At 40.6% G+C, this 16,190-nt stretch carries 10 protein-coding genes, 8 tRNA genes and 2 rRNA genes (1 of these 20 running past the window's edge); 16 read left to right on the forward strand and 4 right to left on the reverse strand.

Features of this window, described 5'->3' with window-relative positions; all coding sequences use genetic code 11:
• The 15 genes from AUF14_RS13350 to gor all read left to right on the forward strand — a co-directional run.
• Nucleotides 1-247, forward strand: a 23S ribosomal RNA gene (locus AUF14_RS13350); it begins 2,665 nt to the left of the window's first position.
• Nucleotides 248-320: 73 nt separating this feature from the next.
• Nucleotides 321-436 (forward strand): 5S ribosomal RNA (gene rrf, locus AUF14_RS13355).
• Nucleotides 437-444: 8 nt separating this feature from the next.
• Nucleotides 445-517: transfer RNA gene (locus AUF14_RS13360), tRNA-Val, on the forward strand.
• 3 nt (nucleotides 518-520) lie between these two features.
• Nucleotides 521-593, forward strand: a tRNA-Lys gene (locus tag AUF14_RS13365).
• 9 nt (nucleotides 594-602) lie between these two features.
• Nucleotides 603-684 (forward strand) — tRNA-Leu (locus AUF14_RS13370).
• A gap of 18 nt (nucleotides 685-702) precedes the next feature.
• A tRNA-Thr gene (locus tag AUF14_RS13375) sits at nucleotides 703-775 on the forward strand.
• 4 nt (nucleotides 776-779) lie between these two features.
• Nucleotides 780-851, forward strand: a tRNA-Gly gene (locus tag AUF14_RS13380).
• 22 nt (nucleotides 852-873) lie between these two features.
• Nucleotides 874-959: transfer RNA gene (locus AUF14_RS13385), tRNA-Leu, on the forward strand.
• A gap of 12 nt (nucleotides 960-971) precedes the next feature.
• Nucleotides 972-1,045: transfer RNA gene (locus AUF14_RS13390), tRNA-Arg, on the forward strand.
• A 16-nt stretch (nucleotides 1,046-1,061) separates the two neighbouring features.
• A tRNA-Pro gene (locus tag AUF14_RS13395) sits at nucleotides 1,062-1,135 on the forward strand.
• Nucleotides 1,136-1,253: 118 nt separating this feature from the next.
• Nucleotides 1,254-1,721, forward strand: a complete 468-nt coding sequence (locus AUF14_RS13400; RefSeq protein WP_270268334.1) for a CtsR family transcriptional regulator — start codon at nucleotides 1,254-1,256, stop codon at nucleotides 1,719-1,721.
• 5 nt (nucleotides 1,722-1,726) lie between these two features.
• Nucleotides 1,727-4,225: an ATP-dependent Clp protease ATP-binding subunit gene (locus AUF14_RS13405; protein WP_049219600.1), complete on the forward strand. Its 2,499-nt coding sequence runs from the start codon at nucleotides 1,727-1,729 to the stop codon at nucleotides 4,223-4,225.
• Between the two features lie 103 nt (nucleotides 4,226-4,328).
• Nucleotides 4,329-5,243, forward strand: a complete 915-nt coding sequence (locus AUF14_RS13410) for a peptidase U32 family protein (protein WP_049219598.1) — start codon at nucleotides 4,329-4,331, stop codon at nucleotides 5,241-5,243.
• Nucleotides 5,244-5,256: 13 nt separating this feature from the next.
• Nucleotides 5,257-6,498, forward strand: a complete 1,242-nt coding sequence (locus AUF14_RS13415; RefSeq protein ID WP_049219596.1) for a peptidase U32 family protein — start codon at nucleotides 5,257-5,259, stop codon at nucleotides 6,496-6,498.
• A 139-nt stretch (nucleotides 6,499-6,637) separates the two neighbouring features.
• Nucleotides 6,638-7,987 (forward strand): glutathione-disulfide reductase, encoded by a 1,350-nt coding sequence (gene gor, locus AUF14_RS13420; protein ID WP_049219594.1) that lies wholly within the window; start codon nucleotides 6,638-6,640, stop codon nucleotides 7,985-7,987.
• 50 nt (nucleotides 7,988-8,037) lie between these two features.
• On the opposite strand, the gene AUF14_RS13425 is transcribed toward gor, so the two are convergent.
• The 4 genes from AUF14_RS13425 to AUF14_RS13440 form a co-directional block, all read right to left on the reverse strand.
• Nucleotides 8,038-8,991: a biotin--[acetyl-CoA-carboxylase] ligase gene (locus AUF14_RS13425; RefSeq protein WP_049219592.1), complete on the reverse strand. Its 954-nt coding sequence runs from the start codon at nucleotides 8,989-8,991 to the stop codon at nucleotides 8,038-8,040.
• Nucleotides 8,992-9,080: 89 nt separating this feature from the next.
• Nucleotides 9,081-9,884, reverse strand: a complete 804-nt coding sequence (locus AUF14_RS13430; RefSeq protein ID WP_049219602.1) for an ABC transporter ATP-binding protein — start codon at nucleotides 9,882-9,884, stop codon at nucleotides 9,081-9,083.
• Complete coding sequence (locus AUF14_RS13435; RefSeq protein ID WP_049219590.1) at nucleotides 9,862-10,782, reverse strand: ABC transporter permease; 921 nt, start codon at nucleotides 10,780-10,782, stop codon at nucleotides 9,862-9,864. The genes AUF14_RS13430 and AUF14_RS13435 overlap by 23 nt, the downstream gene beginning before the upstream one ends.
• Nucleotides 10,783-10,826: 44 nt before the next feature.
• Entirely contained in the window at nucleotides 10,827-11,795 is a 969-nt protein-coding gene (locus tag AUF14_RS13440) for an ABC transporter substrate-binding protein (RefSeq protein WP_049219589.1), read from the reverse strand.
• A gap of 741 nt (nucleotides 11,796-12,536) precedes the next feature.
• On the opposite strand from AUF14_RS13440, the gene rpoB reads away from it, so the two are divergent.
• Nucleotides 12,537-16,151, forward strand: coding sequence for a DNA-directed RNA polymerase subunit beta (gene rpoB / locus AUF14_RS13445; RefSeq protein WP_016181818.1), 3,615 nt, complete (start codon nucleotides 12,537-12,539; stop codon nucleotides 16,149-16,151).
• Nucleotides 16,152-16,190 lie beyond the last annotated feature (39 nt).

Below are 16,190 nucleotides of genomic sequence, written 5' to 3' on the forward strand. Positions count from 1 at the left end.
AGTACGAGAGGACCGGGATGGACTTACCGCTGGTGTACCAGTTGTCTCGCCAGAGGCATCGCTGGGTAGCTATGTAGGGAAGGGATAAACGCTGAAAGCATCTAAGTGTGAAGCCCACCTCAAGATGAGATTTCCCATTTCTTTAAGAAAGTAAGATCCCTGAGAGAAGATCAGGTAGATAGGTCAGGAGTGGAAGTGCAGTGATGTACGGAGCGGACTGATACTAATCGATCGAGGACTTAACCAAAAATTGATTCACGGTTGTTAGAATGTTTCTGATCCAGTTTTGAGTGAACGACGTTTACTCAATTAAATACTAGTGTGGTGGCGATAGCGAGAAGGATACACCTGTTCCCATGTCGAACACAGAAGTTAAGCTTCTTAGCGCCGATTGTAGTGAGGGGTTGCCCCTTGTGAGATTAGGACGTCGCCACGCGAACTCATGGAGGTTTAGCTCAGCTGGGAGAGCATCTGCCTTACAAGCAGAGGGTCAGCGGTTCGATCCCGTTAACCTCCATTTGAGCCGTTAGCTCAGTTGGTAGAGCATCTGACTTTTAATCAGAGGGTCACTGGTTCGAGCCCAGTACGGCTCATAAGTATATGCGGGTGTGGCGGAATTGGCAGACGCACTAGATTTAGGATCTAGCGCCTTACGGCGTGGGGGTTCAAGTCCCTTCACCCGCATTTTATTTTTTTGTAGTTGCCGGCTTAGCTCAGTTGGTAGAGCATCTGATTTGTAATCAGAGGGTCGAGGGTTCAAGTCCTTTAGCCGGCATCGTGCGGAAATAGCTCAGTGGTAGAGCACCACCTTGCCAAGGTGGGGGTCGCGGGTTCGAACCCCGTTTTCCGCTTTCCTGAAGACCAGGGAAGAACGCCGGGGTGGCGGAACTGGCAGACGCACAGGACTTAAAATCCTGCGGTGAGTGATCACCGTACCGGTTCGATTCCGGTCCTCGGCATAATATGAACATGCGCCCATAGCTCAACTGGATAGAGTGTTTGACTACGGATCAAAAGGTTAGGGGTTCGACTCCTCTTGGGCGCGTAGTTTTTTTGTTTATCGGGAAGTAGCTCAGCTTGGTAGAGCACTTGGTTTGGGACCAAGGGGTCGCAGGTTCGAATCCTGTCTTCCCGATCAAAAAGAAGGTGAATGCCTTCTTTTTTTTTATCCTAATTTAAAGAAAGGCGTTCTTCTTTATTTCATGCTCTAAATTCGCTATAATTATGGTCAGGAATAGTCAATAGGAGGCGATATTATGAGCAGAAATACCTCTGATTTGATCGAGTCTTACTTGAAAGATATTTTGGAGAATAGTGAAATCATCGAGATCCGCAGAGCAGAGATGGCGCAGTTGTTTAATTGCGTGCCTTCTCAGATAAATTATGTAATCAACACGCGTTTTACTTTTCAACGGGGTTATTTAGTTGAAAGTAAGCGAGGTGGCGGTGGTTATATCCGAATAAGTAAAGTTAAGATTTCTGATCAACATTATTTTTTGAAGCAATTAATGGAGTCTTTTGGAAGTGAAATATCTGAAACAAATGCTTTTGGAATTATTCAAAAATTATTTGAAGAAGAAATTATTACTGAAAAAGAAGGTAATTTGATGTTGAGTGCGGTATCGAAGAATGTTCTTGGTATCAGTCAAATTGAAAATAGACTACGTTCAAGAATTCTTCACGGATTTTTAGAACGTTTAAGTTATGAGAAAAAGGAGTGAGGAATATGGATCAGCTGTATACAGAACGCGCAAAAGCCGTGCTGGCTATTGCACAACAAGAAGCTAAATACTTTAAACACCGCTCGGTTGGTTCGGAGCATTTATTACTGGCTTTAGTGATTGAACAACAAGGGATAGCAGGCAAAACACTGCGCCAAATGAATTCAAACGAAAATGATATCCGTGAAGAAATCGAGCATATGACTGGATACGGATCAGTTAAGTCTTATCCTGAAGGCGGTTATCTACCCTATTCTCCTAGAGCAAAGCAAATTTTAATTTTTGCTGATGATGAAGCTAAACGCTTCAATGCAAAATTGGTTGGAACCGAACATGTATTATTAGGGCTATTACGAGATGATGAAATCTTAGCTTCTCATATTTTAGTTAATTTAGGACTTAGTTTGCCTAAGATGCGTCAACTTCTATTAAAGAAGATGGGTGTAAATGAAACAACGAATGGAAATCAAGGAACTGGCAGTAGACGAAAAGCACCAGCGAAACCTGTACAAAGCAATTCACAAGGAACACCAACTTTAGATGGATTGGCTCGGGATTTAACAAAATTAGCACGGGAAAAGCGACTGGATCCAGTGGTAGGTCGAGATAGTGAGGTTCGCCGCGTAGTTCAAATTTTAAGTCGTCGAACTAAAAATAATCCGGTGTTAGTTGGAGAGCCAGGTGTTGGTAAAACAGCAATTGTTGAAGGGCTAGCTCAACGAATTATTTCTGGAGATGTACCAGAAGATATGCGTGGGAAACGTCTGATGATGCTTGATATGGGTGCCTTGGTGGCTGGAACGAAATATCGTGGAGAATTCGAAGATCGCTTGAAAAAAGTAATTGATGAAATTTATCATGATGGCCAAATTATTCTATTTATTGATGAACTGCATACTTTGATTGGTGCCGGTGGTGCTGAAGGGGCAATTGATGCTTCAAATATTTTAAAGCCTGCGTTGGCTCGCGGTGAATTGCAAACAATTGGTGCAACAACGTTAGATGAATATCAAAAGTATATTGAAAAAGATTCTGCTTTGGAGCGCCGTTTTGCTAGAGTGCAAGTGGAAGAACCAACACCGGAGGAAGCGGAAGAGATATTGAAAGGCTTACGTCCTCGTTATGAGGATCATCATGGAGTTGAAATTACTGATGAGGCTCTGCATGCGGCAGTATCTTTATCCGTTCGATATATCAACTCGCGTCAATTACCAGATAAAGCAATTGATTTGATGGATGAATCTTCTGCAAAAGTTCGTTTAGATTCGACTGATGAAGTTTCTGAGCTTACTGAGTTAGAAGACGAAATTCAAGATTTAGTAATAGAAAAAGAAAAGGCGATTCAAAATCAAGACTTTGAATCGGCGGCTCGTTTACGTTTACGGGAAAAACAATTATCTGAAACATTGGAGCAAGCTAAAATTAAAGCTGCTAAGCAAGAAAACGGCTATATTGATCAGGTTACTGACGAAGATGTTGCAGCAGTCGTTTCTCAATGGACAGGTGTGCCGCTACAGCAATTAGAGAAAAAAGAAAGTCAACGACTGTTAGATTTAGAAAAAGTTCTGCATAAACGAGTTGTTGGTCAAGAGGAAGCTGTTAAAGCTATCTCGCGGGCGATTCGTCGAGCGCGCAGTGGATTGAAAGATCCAAATCGTCCGATTGGCTCTTTTATGTTTTTAGGACCAACTGGTGTCGGTAAGACAGAATTGGCGAAGGCACTGGCTGAAGCAATGTTTGGCAGTGAGGAAGCATTGATTCGAGTCGATATGTCTGAATATATGGAGAAATATAGTACGAGTCGTTTAATCGGATCGCCTCCTGGTTACGTAGGATATGAAGAAGGTGGACAATTAACCGAAAAAATTCGTCAGAAACCTTATTCAGTTATTTTGTTAGATGAAGTGGAAAAAGCTCATCCAGATGTTTTCAATATTCTTTTACAAGTCTTAGATGATGGTCATTTAACAGATTCGAAGGGTCGGAAAGTTGATTTCCGTAATACGATCTTAATTATGACTTCTAACATTGGAGCGACGGAAATTCGTGAAGAAAAAAATGTTGGTTTCAATGTGAAGGATATCAGTAAAGATCATGCAATGATGGAAAAACGAATTCTAGAAGAATTGAAAAAGGCTTTCCGTCCAGAATTTCTCAATCGGATTGATGAAACTGTAGTGTTCAAATCATTAGATCAAGAACAAATTCATGAGATTGTAAAAATCATGAGTCGTGCTGTTTTAGATCGTATGAAGGAGCATGAAATCAAAGTGAAGATTACATCGGCAGCTTATGATGTTATTGGAAAAGTTGGATTTGATCCTGAATATGGGGCACGGCCAATTCGTCGGGCATTGCAAAAAGAAATTGAAGACCGCTTAGCTGAGGCACTCTTATCTGGTCAAATTCAGTTGGGAGATACAGTGACTATTGGGGCTAGCAAAGGCAAGATTACATTAACTGTTAAAAATCCAAAAGAAGAAAAAATACCAGAAAAAGTTTAAAAAACTTGGGAATGATGTTTTAACGTCATTCTCTTTTTTTGTCATCAGTTGGAAACTTTTTGTAGCTATGATAGTATGAGAAAGTCTAAAAGGAGGACATACCATGATCGAACTAATTGCGACAGCAGAATCAATGGCGCAAGCTGAAGAATTATTAGCTGTCGGAGTGGATACACTATACATAGGAGAAGAGGATTTTGGATTACGACTGCCCTACTCTTTTTCTCGTGAAGAACAAAAGGCTTTGATTGATTTGGCGCACGCCAATGGGAAAAAAGTGAACGTTGCTATAAATGGTATCATGCATCCTGATAAGATGAAGAAGATACCAGAATATTTAGCCTTTTTGGCAGATGTAAAGCCAGATCACGTAGTTGTTGGTGATACGGGTGTGATTTATTTATTGCAGGAATACGATTTGCCATACATTTATGATGCGGAGACTTTAGTTACCAATGCACGACAAATCAATTTTTGGCAGAAAAAAGGAGCAGTTGGTGCGGTGTTGGCTCGCGAAGTCCCTTTTGAAGAAATGCAGCGTTTGAGTCAACACGTCGAAGTTCCAGTGGAAGTTTTGGTTTATGGTGCTACTTGTATTCATCAATCAAAACGCCCGTTACTAGATAATTATTTCAATTATACGAAACAATCGGAAAGTACTTCTAAGGAACGTGGATTGTTTATTTCGGAACCCAAAAAGGCAGAAACACATTATTCGATTTACGAGGATCAGCATGGCACACATATTTTTGCTGATAATGATTTGAATTTGATTAAGGAATTGTCAGAGCTTAATCAAGCAGGTTATCAAACATGGAAATTAGATGGTTTGTTTACACCTGGAGCGAATTTTGTGGCGATTGCTAAAGTTTTTGCAGAGGCTAAGGCAGCAATAGAAACGAATTCTTGGGATGATGCGATGGTTGACAACGCTCAACAAGAAATTCAAAAATATCATCCTGTTGGTCGAGGAATGGATACAGGTTTTTATCATTTAGACCCAACAGCGATTAAATAGGAGTAATAGCAATATGACAGAAAGAAAATTGAAGCGGCCGGAAGTTTTAGCACCAGCCGGGACATTGGAAAAATTGAAAACCGCCATTCACTACGGTGCAGATGCAGTATATATCGGTGGAGATGCATATGGGTTGCGTTCTCGGGCTGGAAATTTTTCATTTGAAGAGATGGAAGAGGGGGTGGCTTTTGCGAATCAGTATGGAGCTAAGGTTTATGTAGCTGCGAACATGGTGACCCATGAAGGTAATGAAGAAGGAGCCGGAGCGTTCTTCAAGAAGTTGCGTGACATTGGAATCTCGGCTGTGATTATTTCTGATCCTGCTTTGATCGAAATTTGTGCATCAGAAGCCCCTGGGTTAGAGATTCATTTATCAACACAGGCGTCTGCAACTAATGCGGAGACATTGAAATTTTGGCAAAATGAGGGTCTGGAACGAGTTGTGTTGGCCCGGGAAGTCTCAATGGAAGAATTAGCTGAGATACGCCGCAATACGGATATTCAAATTGAAGCATTTATCCATGGAGCAATGTGTATTTCTTATTCGGGCCGTTGTACACTATCCAATCATATGTCAATGCGAGATGCTAATCGTGGTGGTTGCTCTCAATCTTGTCGCTGGAAGTATGAATTATTCGATATGCCTTTCGCTCAAGAACATCGTTCATTAACAGAAAATGGTGATGTTACGGAAGAATTTTCTATGAGTGCCGTAGATATGTCTATGATCGAACATATTCCTGATTTGATTGAAAATGGCGTTGACAGCTTAAAAATCGAGGGTCGGATGAAATCAATTCATTACGTTTCAACTGTATCTAATGTTTACAAAGCAGCCGTTGACAGCTATATGGCTGATCCAGATAATTATGTCTGTAAACAAGAATGGATCGATGAACTGTGGAAAGTAGCTCAACGAGAATTATCGACTGGATTTTATTACCATGTACCGACTGAAAATGAACAATTATTTGGTCCGCGCCGAAAGATTCCTGTTTACAAATTTATTGGTGAAGTTCTGAGTTATGATGAAGCTAGCGGAATAGCGACTGTCCGCCAACGAAATCATTTTAAAATAGGTGATGAAATTGAATTTTACGGACCACATTTTCAGCATTTTGAACAGACAGTTACAGAAATGAAAAATGATGAGGGCGAATCAATCGACAGGGCACCTAACCCTATGATGGTTTTAACGATGCCTGTTGCTCAACCAGTCAAACCTGGTGATATGATTCGTAAGAAAAAAGACTGATAAATAAATCACTCGCTAAATTGGGAAGAAAGCTGATTTTTAGTGGGTGTTTTTTTAGAAAATAGCATCGGGCAAAAATCAATTCTTTTTTTACAGAATGTATTAAAATGAACGTAAACATGAATTAGGAGGTAGATGAATGAAGGATTATGATTACATAGTTATCGGTGGCGGAAGTGGCGGGATCGCCTCGGCTAATCGTGCTGGTATGCATGGAGCAAAAGTCTTGTTAATCGAGGGGAATAAAATCGGCGGAACCTGTGTCAATGTTGGTTGTGTTCCGAAAAAGGTAATGTGGCAGGCTAGCAGTATGTTAGAGATGATTGAGCGAGATGCGCCTAGTTATGGTGTACAGGCTGATGTTGGAAAATTTGATTTTAATGAGTTGGTTGAACGTCGTGAAAAATATATCGACTTTTTACATGGAGCCTACTACCGTGGACTTGATAGTAATAATGTAGAACGAATTGAAGGGTATGCGACGTTCAAATCAGATCATGTTGTCAGTGTAAACGGTGAAGAATACACTGCGCCCAATGTCTTGATTGCGACTGGCGGAAGACCAAGTCAGATGGAGATTCCTGGCGGTGAATACGCTATTGATTCTAACGGATTCTTTGAAATGACCGAACAGCCGAAAGAAGTTGTTGTTCTAGGGGCTGGTTATATCGCAGCGGAATTGAGCGGTGTGCTACAGGGGATGGGTACGCAAGTTTATTGGGCTTTCCGCCATAGTCGCCCATTACGGACATTTGATAAAATGTTGGCCGATAATTTAGTGGACATTTATCGTGAGAATAAGATGAAGTTGTATGATCATCATGTGGCAAAAGAAATCAAAAAAAATGAGGATGAAACCTATACTGTCTATTTTGAGAATGGGAATACACTGACAGGAGATAAGGTGTTGTTTGCTGGCGGTCGTATACCAAATACTGACAAGTTAGGTTTAGAGAATACTTCTGTGACGTTAAACGAGAAAGGCTTTGTCATTGTCGATAAATACCAAAATACAACGAGTGAAGGTGTTTATGCAGTCGGGGATGTGATTGGTAAGATTGATTTAACACCAGTAGCTATTGCCGCGGGGCGCCGTTTATCAGAACGGGTCTTTAATGGTAAGTCAGAAGAATTTTTAGATTATGAAAATGTTCCAACGGTAATTTTTACACATCCAACGATTGCAACAATCGGTTTAACGGAAGAAGATGCGCTTGAACGTCATGGGAAAGATCAAATAAAAATCTATCATTCGCGTTTTACACCAATGTATTTTGCATTAAGCGACTATCGTCAAAAATGTGATATGAAATTGGTATGTCTTGGGAAAGAAGAAAAAATTATTGGCTTGCACGCGATTGGTGTGGGTGTTGATGAAATGCTACAGGGATTTGCTGTAGCGATTAAAATGGGGGCAACGAAGAAAGACTTTGATGACACCGTTGCGATCCACCCAACTGGCAGCGAAGAATTTGTAACAATGAGATAAATAAAAAGACTGTAGACAAGATCCGTTTTATGGACAATGTCTACAGTCTTTTATTGAATGGAGCTTAAGCTGATTTCGCCAGAGGAGAGATGAACTTTTTCCTCCCCTAAATCGACTACTAGCTCACCAGTATCAGTGATCGCGATGGCAGTCCCCATGTAGGATTGATCTTTCCGTTTAAAAATGATTTTTTTACCTAATACGAATGATTTCTTTCGATAAACATCCAGGTAAGTCGTTTGATCTGCCAATAAATTAAAGAATCGATTCCAGATGTTAATGATCAATTGATTTCTTGTTATGGTTGCTTGACCATTCGGAAACAAAGAAGTCGCTTTTTCCTGCAACTCATCAGGGTAGTTTTCCTGAGGAATGGAGAAGTTGATTCCCATACCAATAATAATGTATTTTAGTGAGTTGGTTTCAATATCGGTCATCGCTTCTGATAAAATGCCGACGATTTTTTTATGATTCAAATAAATATCGTTGACCCATTTAATTTGTGTATCCACGCCTAATAATTCATCGATTGCTTCGGATACAGCAACTGCCATCAAGATTGTATATTGTGGTAATTCTGTTAATTGCTCCTTAGGCTCCAAGAGCAAACTCATATAGATGCCCTGCTGTTTTGCAGCAAAGAAAGGGCGATTGAAACGCCCTCGAGGCGCTTCCTGCATATCTGCTACGATTAGTAAAGGTGATCTTTTACCATCCATCACAGCCTGCTGAGCATCTTTCATTGTTGAAGTAGAGGTTTCTAAAACGGTTATATCGACGTCTTGATGAATGCCTTCATGAATTTCTTTTGCATCTAAAATATCAGAAGCCTGGTAACGATAACCGTTCGCGGAATGTTGAATCTGATACCCCTTTTTTTCTAATTCTTTGATTGCTTTCCATATTGCGGTACGAGATACCCCTAATTCTTGAGCTAAGGTTTCGCCGGATAAAACATTTTTTGCTGCTTTTAAACGGGCTAAAATTTTTTCCTTCGTCGACAATTTTTTCGCTCCTTTATTTTCATTCTGGGCTCAGTGTAACAAAAAAACAGGCTACATAAAAGTAGCCTGCCAAGAAAGAAGGGGGTGTATTAACTTAGTAACAAGGCATCGTCTTTTAGTTCGACACCGGAGTTTTGATGGAATAGCTCCATCAATTTTGGTACAGTCAGATTTTGTTTTTCCTCTTGTTTCAAGTCCAAAGCAATCTGTCCCTGATGAAGCATAATTAAACGATTACCATATTTGATGGCATCCTCCATATTATGGGTTACCATAAAAGCTGTTAATTCTTGTTCACGAATCAAGCGCTCGGTTAGTCCCATTACAGTTAATGAAGTTTTGGGATCGAGTGCCGCTGTATGCTCATCTAATAAAATCAGATCAGGTCGTTGCAGCGTTGCCATTAATAATGTGATAGCTTGGCGCTGTCCTCCAGATAGTAAACCAATCTCAGCATCTAATCGATTTTCCAAGTTCAGATTTAGCATGGCCAATTGTTCTTGGAAATAACTACGATCTTTACTTTTTACACCTAGTGAGAAGCCGCGTTTGTGACCGCGTTTCATGGCTAATGCTAAATTTTCTTCTACTGATAGACGAACTGCGGTACCCATTTTAGGATCTTGGAAGACACGACTGATTTTTTTTGAGCGACGTGTGACAGAATGTTTAGTGATATCTTCTTCATTTAAAAACATTTGACCTTCTTCGATCGGTAATGTGCCGGCTACACTATTTAGCAAGGTAGATTTGCCCGCACCGTTTCCACCGATAATCGTGACAAATTCGCCAGGGGCTAGACTCAAATTGATTCCACGCAGCACATGGTTTTCATTAACTGTTCCACGTTCGAAATATTGATGCAAATTCTTAATTCTTAATACTGGTTGCATTGGTATCGGCCCCTTTCTTTTTTGATTTTAAGGTAAATTTTGATCGAATTTGCGGTAATGATAAGCAAATCACCAAGACGATCGCTGAAGCCAATTTAGAGTCTGTTGGCTCGACGTTCATTTCGAATACTAATGCTAAAATGAAACGGTAAATAATTGCTCCAGCGACGATCGTGATCAGCCGGACTAAAATCGGTTTATTACGGAGCAGAACTTCTGCAATGATGATTGAAGCGAGACCGATAACGATTGTACCAACTCCTGAATTTAAGTCGGCAAAGCCGTTGTTTTGTGTCAATAAAGCACCTGAAAGAGCGATGCTTCCGTTTGAGATCATGTAGCCTAACAGCTTCATGTTTTCAGTTTTAATCCCATTAGCTTCACTCATATCGGGATTGTCCCCTGTTGCTCGAACGGCTAAACCAATTTCCGTTCGGAAAAATAAAACTAATAATAAAATGACCAATAACACGATTAAGAGTCCGACTAGAATAACCGCATTATTTTTTGTCAATCCGAGATTTTGAGCTCCTGTAAAAACAGTTTTTTCACCCAATAACGCAATATTTGGAGCTCCCATTACACGGGAAGTAACAGAATATAGACCAGTCATAGTAATAATTCCGGCCAATAAAGCTGGAATTTTGAATTTTGTATTTAAGATACCTGTAACTAAACCAGCTACCATTCCACCGCCAAATGCCAATAAAGTAGCTAATGCTGGATGCATACCGTTAACGATCCCGATCGCTGCGATCCCCCCGCCTAAAGGAAAACTTCCTTCGGCCGTCAAATCGGCAATATCTAAAATTCGAAAGGTCATGTAAACTCCGATAGCTAATAAAGACCAGAGCATACCTTGTGACGTCGCTGATAATAACAAAGTGATAACATTCATGATTCTTCCTTCTTTCTTTGCGAAGCTAGACTTAACTCATTCCTTTATTTAGGTTCCTTAATGCTGTCTGGGTCAATTCCCAAGGCTTCTGCCATCTCTTTATTGACTACTAATTTTAGGGTATCAGCAGATTCTACCGGAGTATCTGCTGGTTTTGCGTCCCCGTCTAAGATTTTTGCAGCCATTTTCCCAGTTTGTTTGCCTAGTGATTTGTAGTCAATCCCTACGGTTGCTAGGCCGCCTCCGTCAATTTGTTCTGTTGACCCTGCAACTAATGGAATTTTCTTTTCTTTAACAACATCTCCAATGACCGCTGCGGCGCTTGCGAAGGTATTGTCTGTAGGTACATAGATGCCATCTGTTTCACCAGCTAAAGATTCAGTAACTTGTTGTACATCATTTGTTGTATTTGCAGTTTTAACTTTTACATCAACGCCCGCCTTTTTCAAAGCTTTTTCAGCAAGATCTGCTTGGATTTTTGAATTGGCTTCGCCAGCGTTGTACATGATTCCGATCGATTTTGCATCTGGAACTATCGATAATAGTAGTTCAATTTGTTTGTCGATGGGAACCATATCTGTTGTACCGGTTACGTTTCCGCCAGGTTTTTTATCACTTTTAACTAATTTTGCCTCTTCTAAATCGGTCACGGCAGTTACAGTGATCGGAATTTCAGTTGTGGCGTTTAGCAAAGATTGAGCTGCTGGAGTAGCAATGCCTAAAAGTAAATCTGGTTCCTCTTTGACTAATTTTTCACTCATACTTTTCAGGTTGTCCTGATTGTTTTGCGCATTTTGGTATTCGATTTTTAAATTATCGTCTTCTTTGTAGCCGCCTTCTTCTAACCCTTCTTTGAATCCTTCATAGGCATTGTCTAACGATGGATGCTGCACTAATTGTAAGACGCCTACTGTTTTCGTACTATTATTATCGTCTGTTTTATTTCCACCGCCACAAGCACCTAATATTAGTAAACTTGCTAATCCAATTCCTGCCAATACTGTTTTTTTCATTATATTCTCTCCTTTTTTAACTGGTGAAGCTAGATTTCCATCCTTTTTCATTCATAAAAAAATCACCCGCTTAGAAGTATCGAAACTCCAAGTGGGTGATACGAGTACAAAAATAGTATACTTCTTCAGCCACTTAGATTTCTCTATGCGGCCGTTGGTACATCGAAATGCTCTAGCCATCATAGATACAAAAAACACTCAAGTTGTTTGTATCCATCGTGATGAATACAAACCTATCTAAAATAGCTAAAGTAATAGCGGTTATTCGGTTGTGAGTTTTTCATATTCAGCATGGGAACAACCTCCAACATGTTTAAGATGTAGATTAGTATACGTTAAGAAAAATGAGATGTCAATAATAAATAGTCGAATATTCTGAATATTCAAAAATGTAAGCCGAATTGAATCAATTATTAATTGCTGAAAGTTTTAAGAAAAACTTGCGAAGCTCTGATCAAAGCCTTGAGACTATTGACTTTTATGTTCGCCTAATGTATCATATGAGTTTGCTAAAACTATCTGAAATGATAAAAGGCAGGAACGAAATATTGTCCGTTCCGGTTTTTAATAGGGAAACAAAAGTAGAAGCTCGCGAATAATTTTTCAAGAGAACGTTCTATTTTTGGTTTTTTTTGCCTAAAAGCCGCAAAAAATGTCGCTTGTTACACTAATTTAATTTTTGTAACATTATTGTAATTTATCTTCGGATCGGTTTTCAAACTTTTAAGAGGGGTGAAGAACTTGGCTGGACACGTAGTAAAATACGGGAAACACCGAGAACGTAGAAGCTTCGCACGAATCAGTGAAGTGTTGGAATTACCGAATTTGATCGAAATTCAAACAGATTCTTATCAATGGTTCCTAGATGAGGGCTTGCGAGAGATGTTTGAAGACATTTTGCCAATTGAAGACTTTAATGGAAACTTGTCACTTGAATTTGTTGACTATGAATTGAAAGAACCTAAATACACGGTTGCAGAGGCTCGTTCACACGATGCAAACTATTCTGCGCCATTACATGTTGTCTTACGTTTAGTAAACCGCGAAACTGGTGAAATCAAATCTCAAGAAGTATTCTTTGGCGATTTCCCATTAATGACGGAACAAGGAACCTTTATCATCAATGGAGCGGAACGGGTCATCGTATCTCAATTAGTTCGTTCTCCTGGCGTTTATTTCCACGGAAAAGTGGATAAAAACGGAAAAGAAGGATTTGGTTCAACTGTAATTCCTAACCGTGGCGCATGGTTAGAAATGGAAACAGACGCAAAGGATATCTCATATGTTCGTATTGACCGTACACGTAAAATTCCTTTAACGACATTAGTTCGTGCTTTAGGATTTGGTTCTGATGATACGATTTTTGAAATCTTTGGCGAAAGCGAATCTTTGCGCAATACGATCGAAAAGGATTTGCACAAAAACCCAAGCGATTCTCGTACCGAAGAAGGTTTGAAAGATGTTTACGAACGTTTACGTCCTGGTGAACCAAAAACAGCTGATAGCTCTCGTAGCTTGCTAACTGCGCGTTTCTTTGATCCAAAACGTTACGATCTAGCAAATGTTGGTCGTTACAAAGTAAATAAAAAATTAGACCTTAAAACACGTCTATTGAACTTAACTTTAGCTGAGACATTGGTTGATGCTGAAACAGGTGAAATTATTGTTGAAAAAGGAACTGTTCTTACTCACCAAGTGATGGAAGAATTGGGACCAAAACTTGAAGGCGGCTTAAATTCCGTTACTTACTATCCATCTGAGGATGCAGTTGTAACTGATCCTATGACCGTTCAAGTAATCAAAGTCTTTTCACCAAAAGATCCAGAACGTGAAGTAACAGTGATTGGTAATGCGTATCCTGACTCTTCAGTACGTACAGTTCGTCCTGCTGACATCATCGCTTCAATGAGCTATTTCTTGAACTTAATGGAAGGTATTGGCAATGTCGACGATATCGACCATTTAGGAAATCGTCGTATCCGTTCAGTTGGTGAATTATTGCAAAATCAATTCCGTATTGGTTTAGCTCGTATGGAACGTGTTGTTCGTGAGCGTATGTCAATTCAAGACCAAGAAACATTGACACCGCAGCAATTGATCAATATTCGTCCAGTTGTTGCAAGTATCAAAGAATTCTTTGGTTCTTCTCAGTTGTCACAGTTCATGGATCAAACGAATCCTCTAGGCGAATTGACCCACAAACGCCGTCTATCAGCCTTAGGACCTGGTGGTTTGACTCGTGACCGCGCTGGTTATGAAGTCCGAGACGTTCACTATTCTCACTATGGTCGTATGTGTCCGATTGAAACTCCCGAAGGTCCAAACATCGGGTTGATCAACAGCTTGGCATCTTATGCGAAGGTCAATAAGTTTGGTTTCATCGAAACACCTTACCGTCGTGTGGATCGTTCAACTGGTAAAGTAACGGATAAAATCGATTACTTAACAGCCGATATCGAGGACCATTACGTAGTAGCCCAAGCCAATAGCAAGTTGAACGATGACGGTACATTTGCTGAAGAAGTCGTTATGGCTCGTGCTACATCAGAAAACTTGGAAGTTACGATTGATAAAGTTGACTACATGGACGTGTCACCGAAACAGGTTGTCGCAGTCGCAACAGCTTGTATTCCATTCTTGGAAAACGATGACTCCAACCGTGCCTTGATGGGTGCCAACATGCAGCGTCAAGCAGTACCATTGATCCAACCACGTTCTCCATGGGTTGGTACCGGTATGGAATACAAAGCAGCTCATGACTCAGGTGCCGCTTTATTATGTAAAAACGATGGTGTCGTTGAATTCGTAGATGCGCACGAAGTACGTGTACGTCGCGACAATGGCGCATTAGATAAATACGACATCACGAAATTCCGTCGTTCAAACTCAGGAACTAGCTACAATCAACGTCCTTTAGTTGGTTTAGGTGAACAAGTTGAAGTCGGCGACATCTTAGCTGACGGACCTTCAATGGAAAATGGCGAATTGGCATTAGGCCAAAACGTCGTCGTAGCCTTCATGACTTGGGAAGGGTACAACTATGAAGATGCGATCATCATGAGCCGTCGTTTGGTGAAAGATGATGTTTATACTTCAATCCATATTGAAGAATACGAATCAGAAGCACGTGATACAAAATTAGGGCCTGAAGAAATCACTCGCGAAATCCCGAACGTTGGGGAAGACGCATTAAAGAACTTAGACGAAATGGGTATCATCCGTATTGGTGCTGAAGTTCATGACGGTGATTTATTAGTCGGTAAAGTCACTCCTAAAGGGGTAACGGAATTATCAGCTGAAGAACGTTTGTTGCATGCGATCTTTGGTGAAAAAGCTCGTGAAGTTCGTGATACATCTCTTCGTGTACCGCATGGTGGAGGCGGGATCGTTCACGATGTGAAGATCTTTACTCGTGAAGCAGGCGATGAATTATCTCCAGGTGTGAATATGTTAGTGCGCGTGTACATCGTGCAAAAACGTAAGATTCATGAAGGGGATAAAATGGCCGGTCGTCACGGAAATAAAGGGGTCGTTTCTCGCATTATGCCAGAAGAAGACATGCCTTTCTTACCAGACGGTACGCCAGTTGATATCATGTTGAACCCATTAGGTGTGCCATCTCGGATGAACATCGGACAAGTATTGGAATTACACTTAGGTATGGCAGCTCGCCAACTAGGCATCCATGTTGCGACACCAGTCTTCGATGGTGCGCAAGATAGCGATGTTTGGGAAACAGTTCGTGAAGCTCGCATGGCAGCAGATGCTAAGACCGTTCTTTATGATGGACGTACGGGCGAACCATTCGATAACCGTATCTCTGTCGGCGTTATGTACATGATTAAATTGGCCCACATGGTCGATGATAAATTGCATGCTCGTTCAATTGGACCTTACTCTCTTGTTACGCAACAACCATTGGGTGGTAAAGCACAATTTGGTGGACAACGTTTCGGGGAAATGGAAGTTTGGGCACTGGAAGCTTATGGTGCTGCTTATACCTTACAAGAAATCTTGACTTACAAATCAGATGATGTCGTTGGTCGTGTGAAAACTTACGAAGCCATCGTCAAAGGTGAACCTATTCCAAAACCAGGTGTGCCTGAATCTTTCCGCGTATTGGTGAAAGAATTACAAGCTCTTGGTTTAGATATGCAAGTCTTAGATATTAATGATAAAGAAATTGAGTTGCGAGATATGGACGATGATGATGATGACTTGATCACAGTTGACGCGTTGACGAAATATGCAGAACAACAACAGTCTGCAAAAGAAGTCGAAGAGCAAGCAGCTGCTGAAAAAGCGGAACAAAAATCTGATTTGATCCAAGAAATCGAAACTGCAGAAGACTTATAAGAGAGTCGCACTTGTCTGAAGAGGTTGTATCAGAAGTGT

It is taken from the genome of Enterococcus avium (assembly GCF_002891025.1).
Taxonomy (GTDB): Bacteria; Bacillota; Bacilli; order Lactobacillales; family Enterococcaceae; genus Enterococcus_A; species Enterococcus_A avium.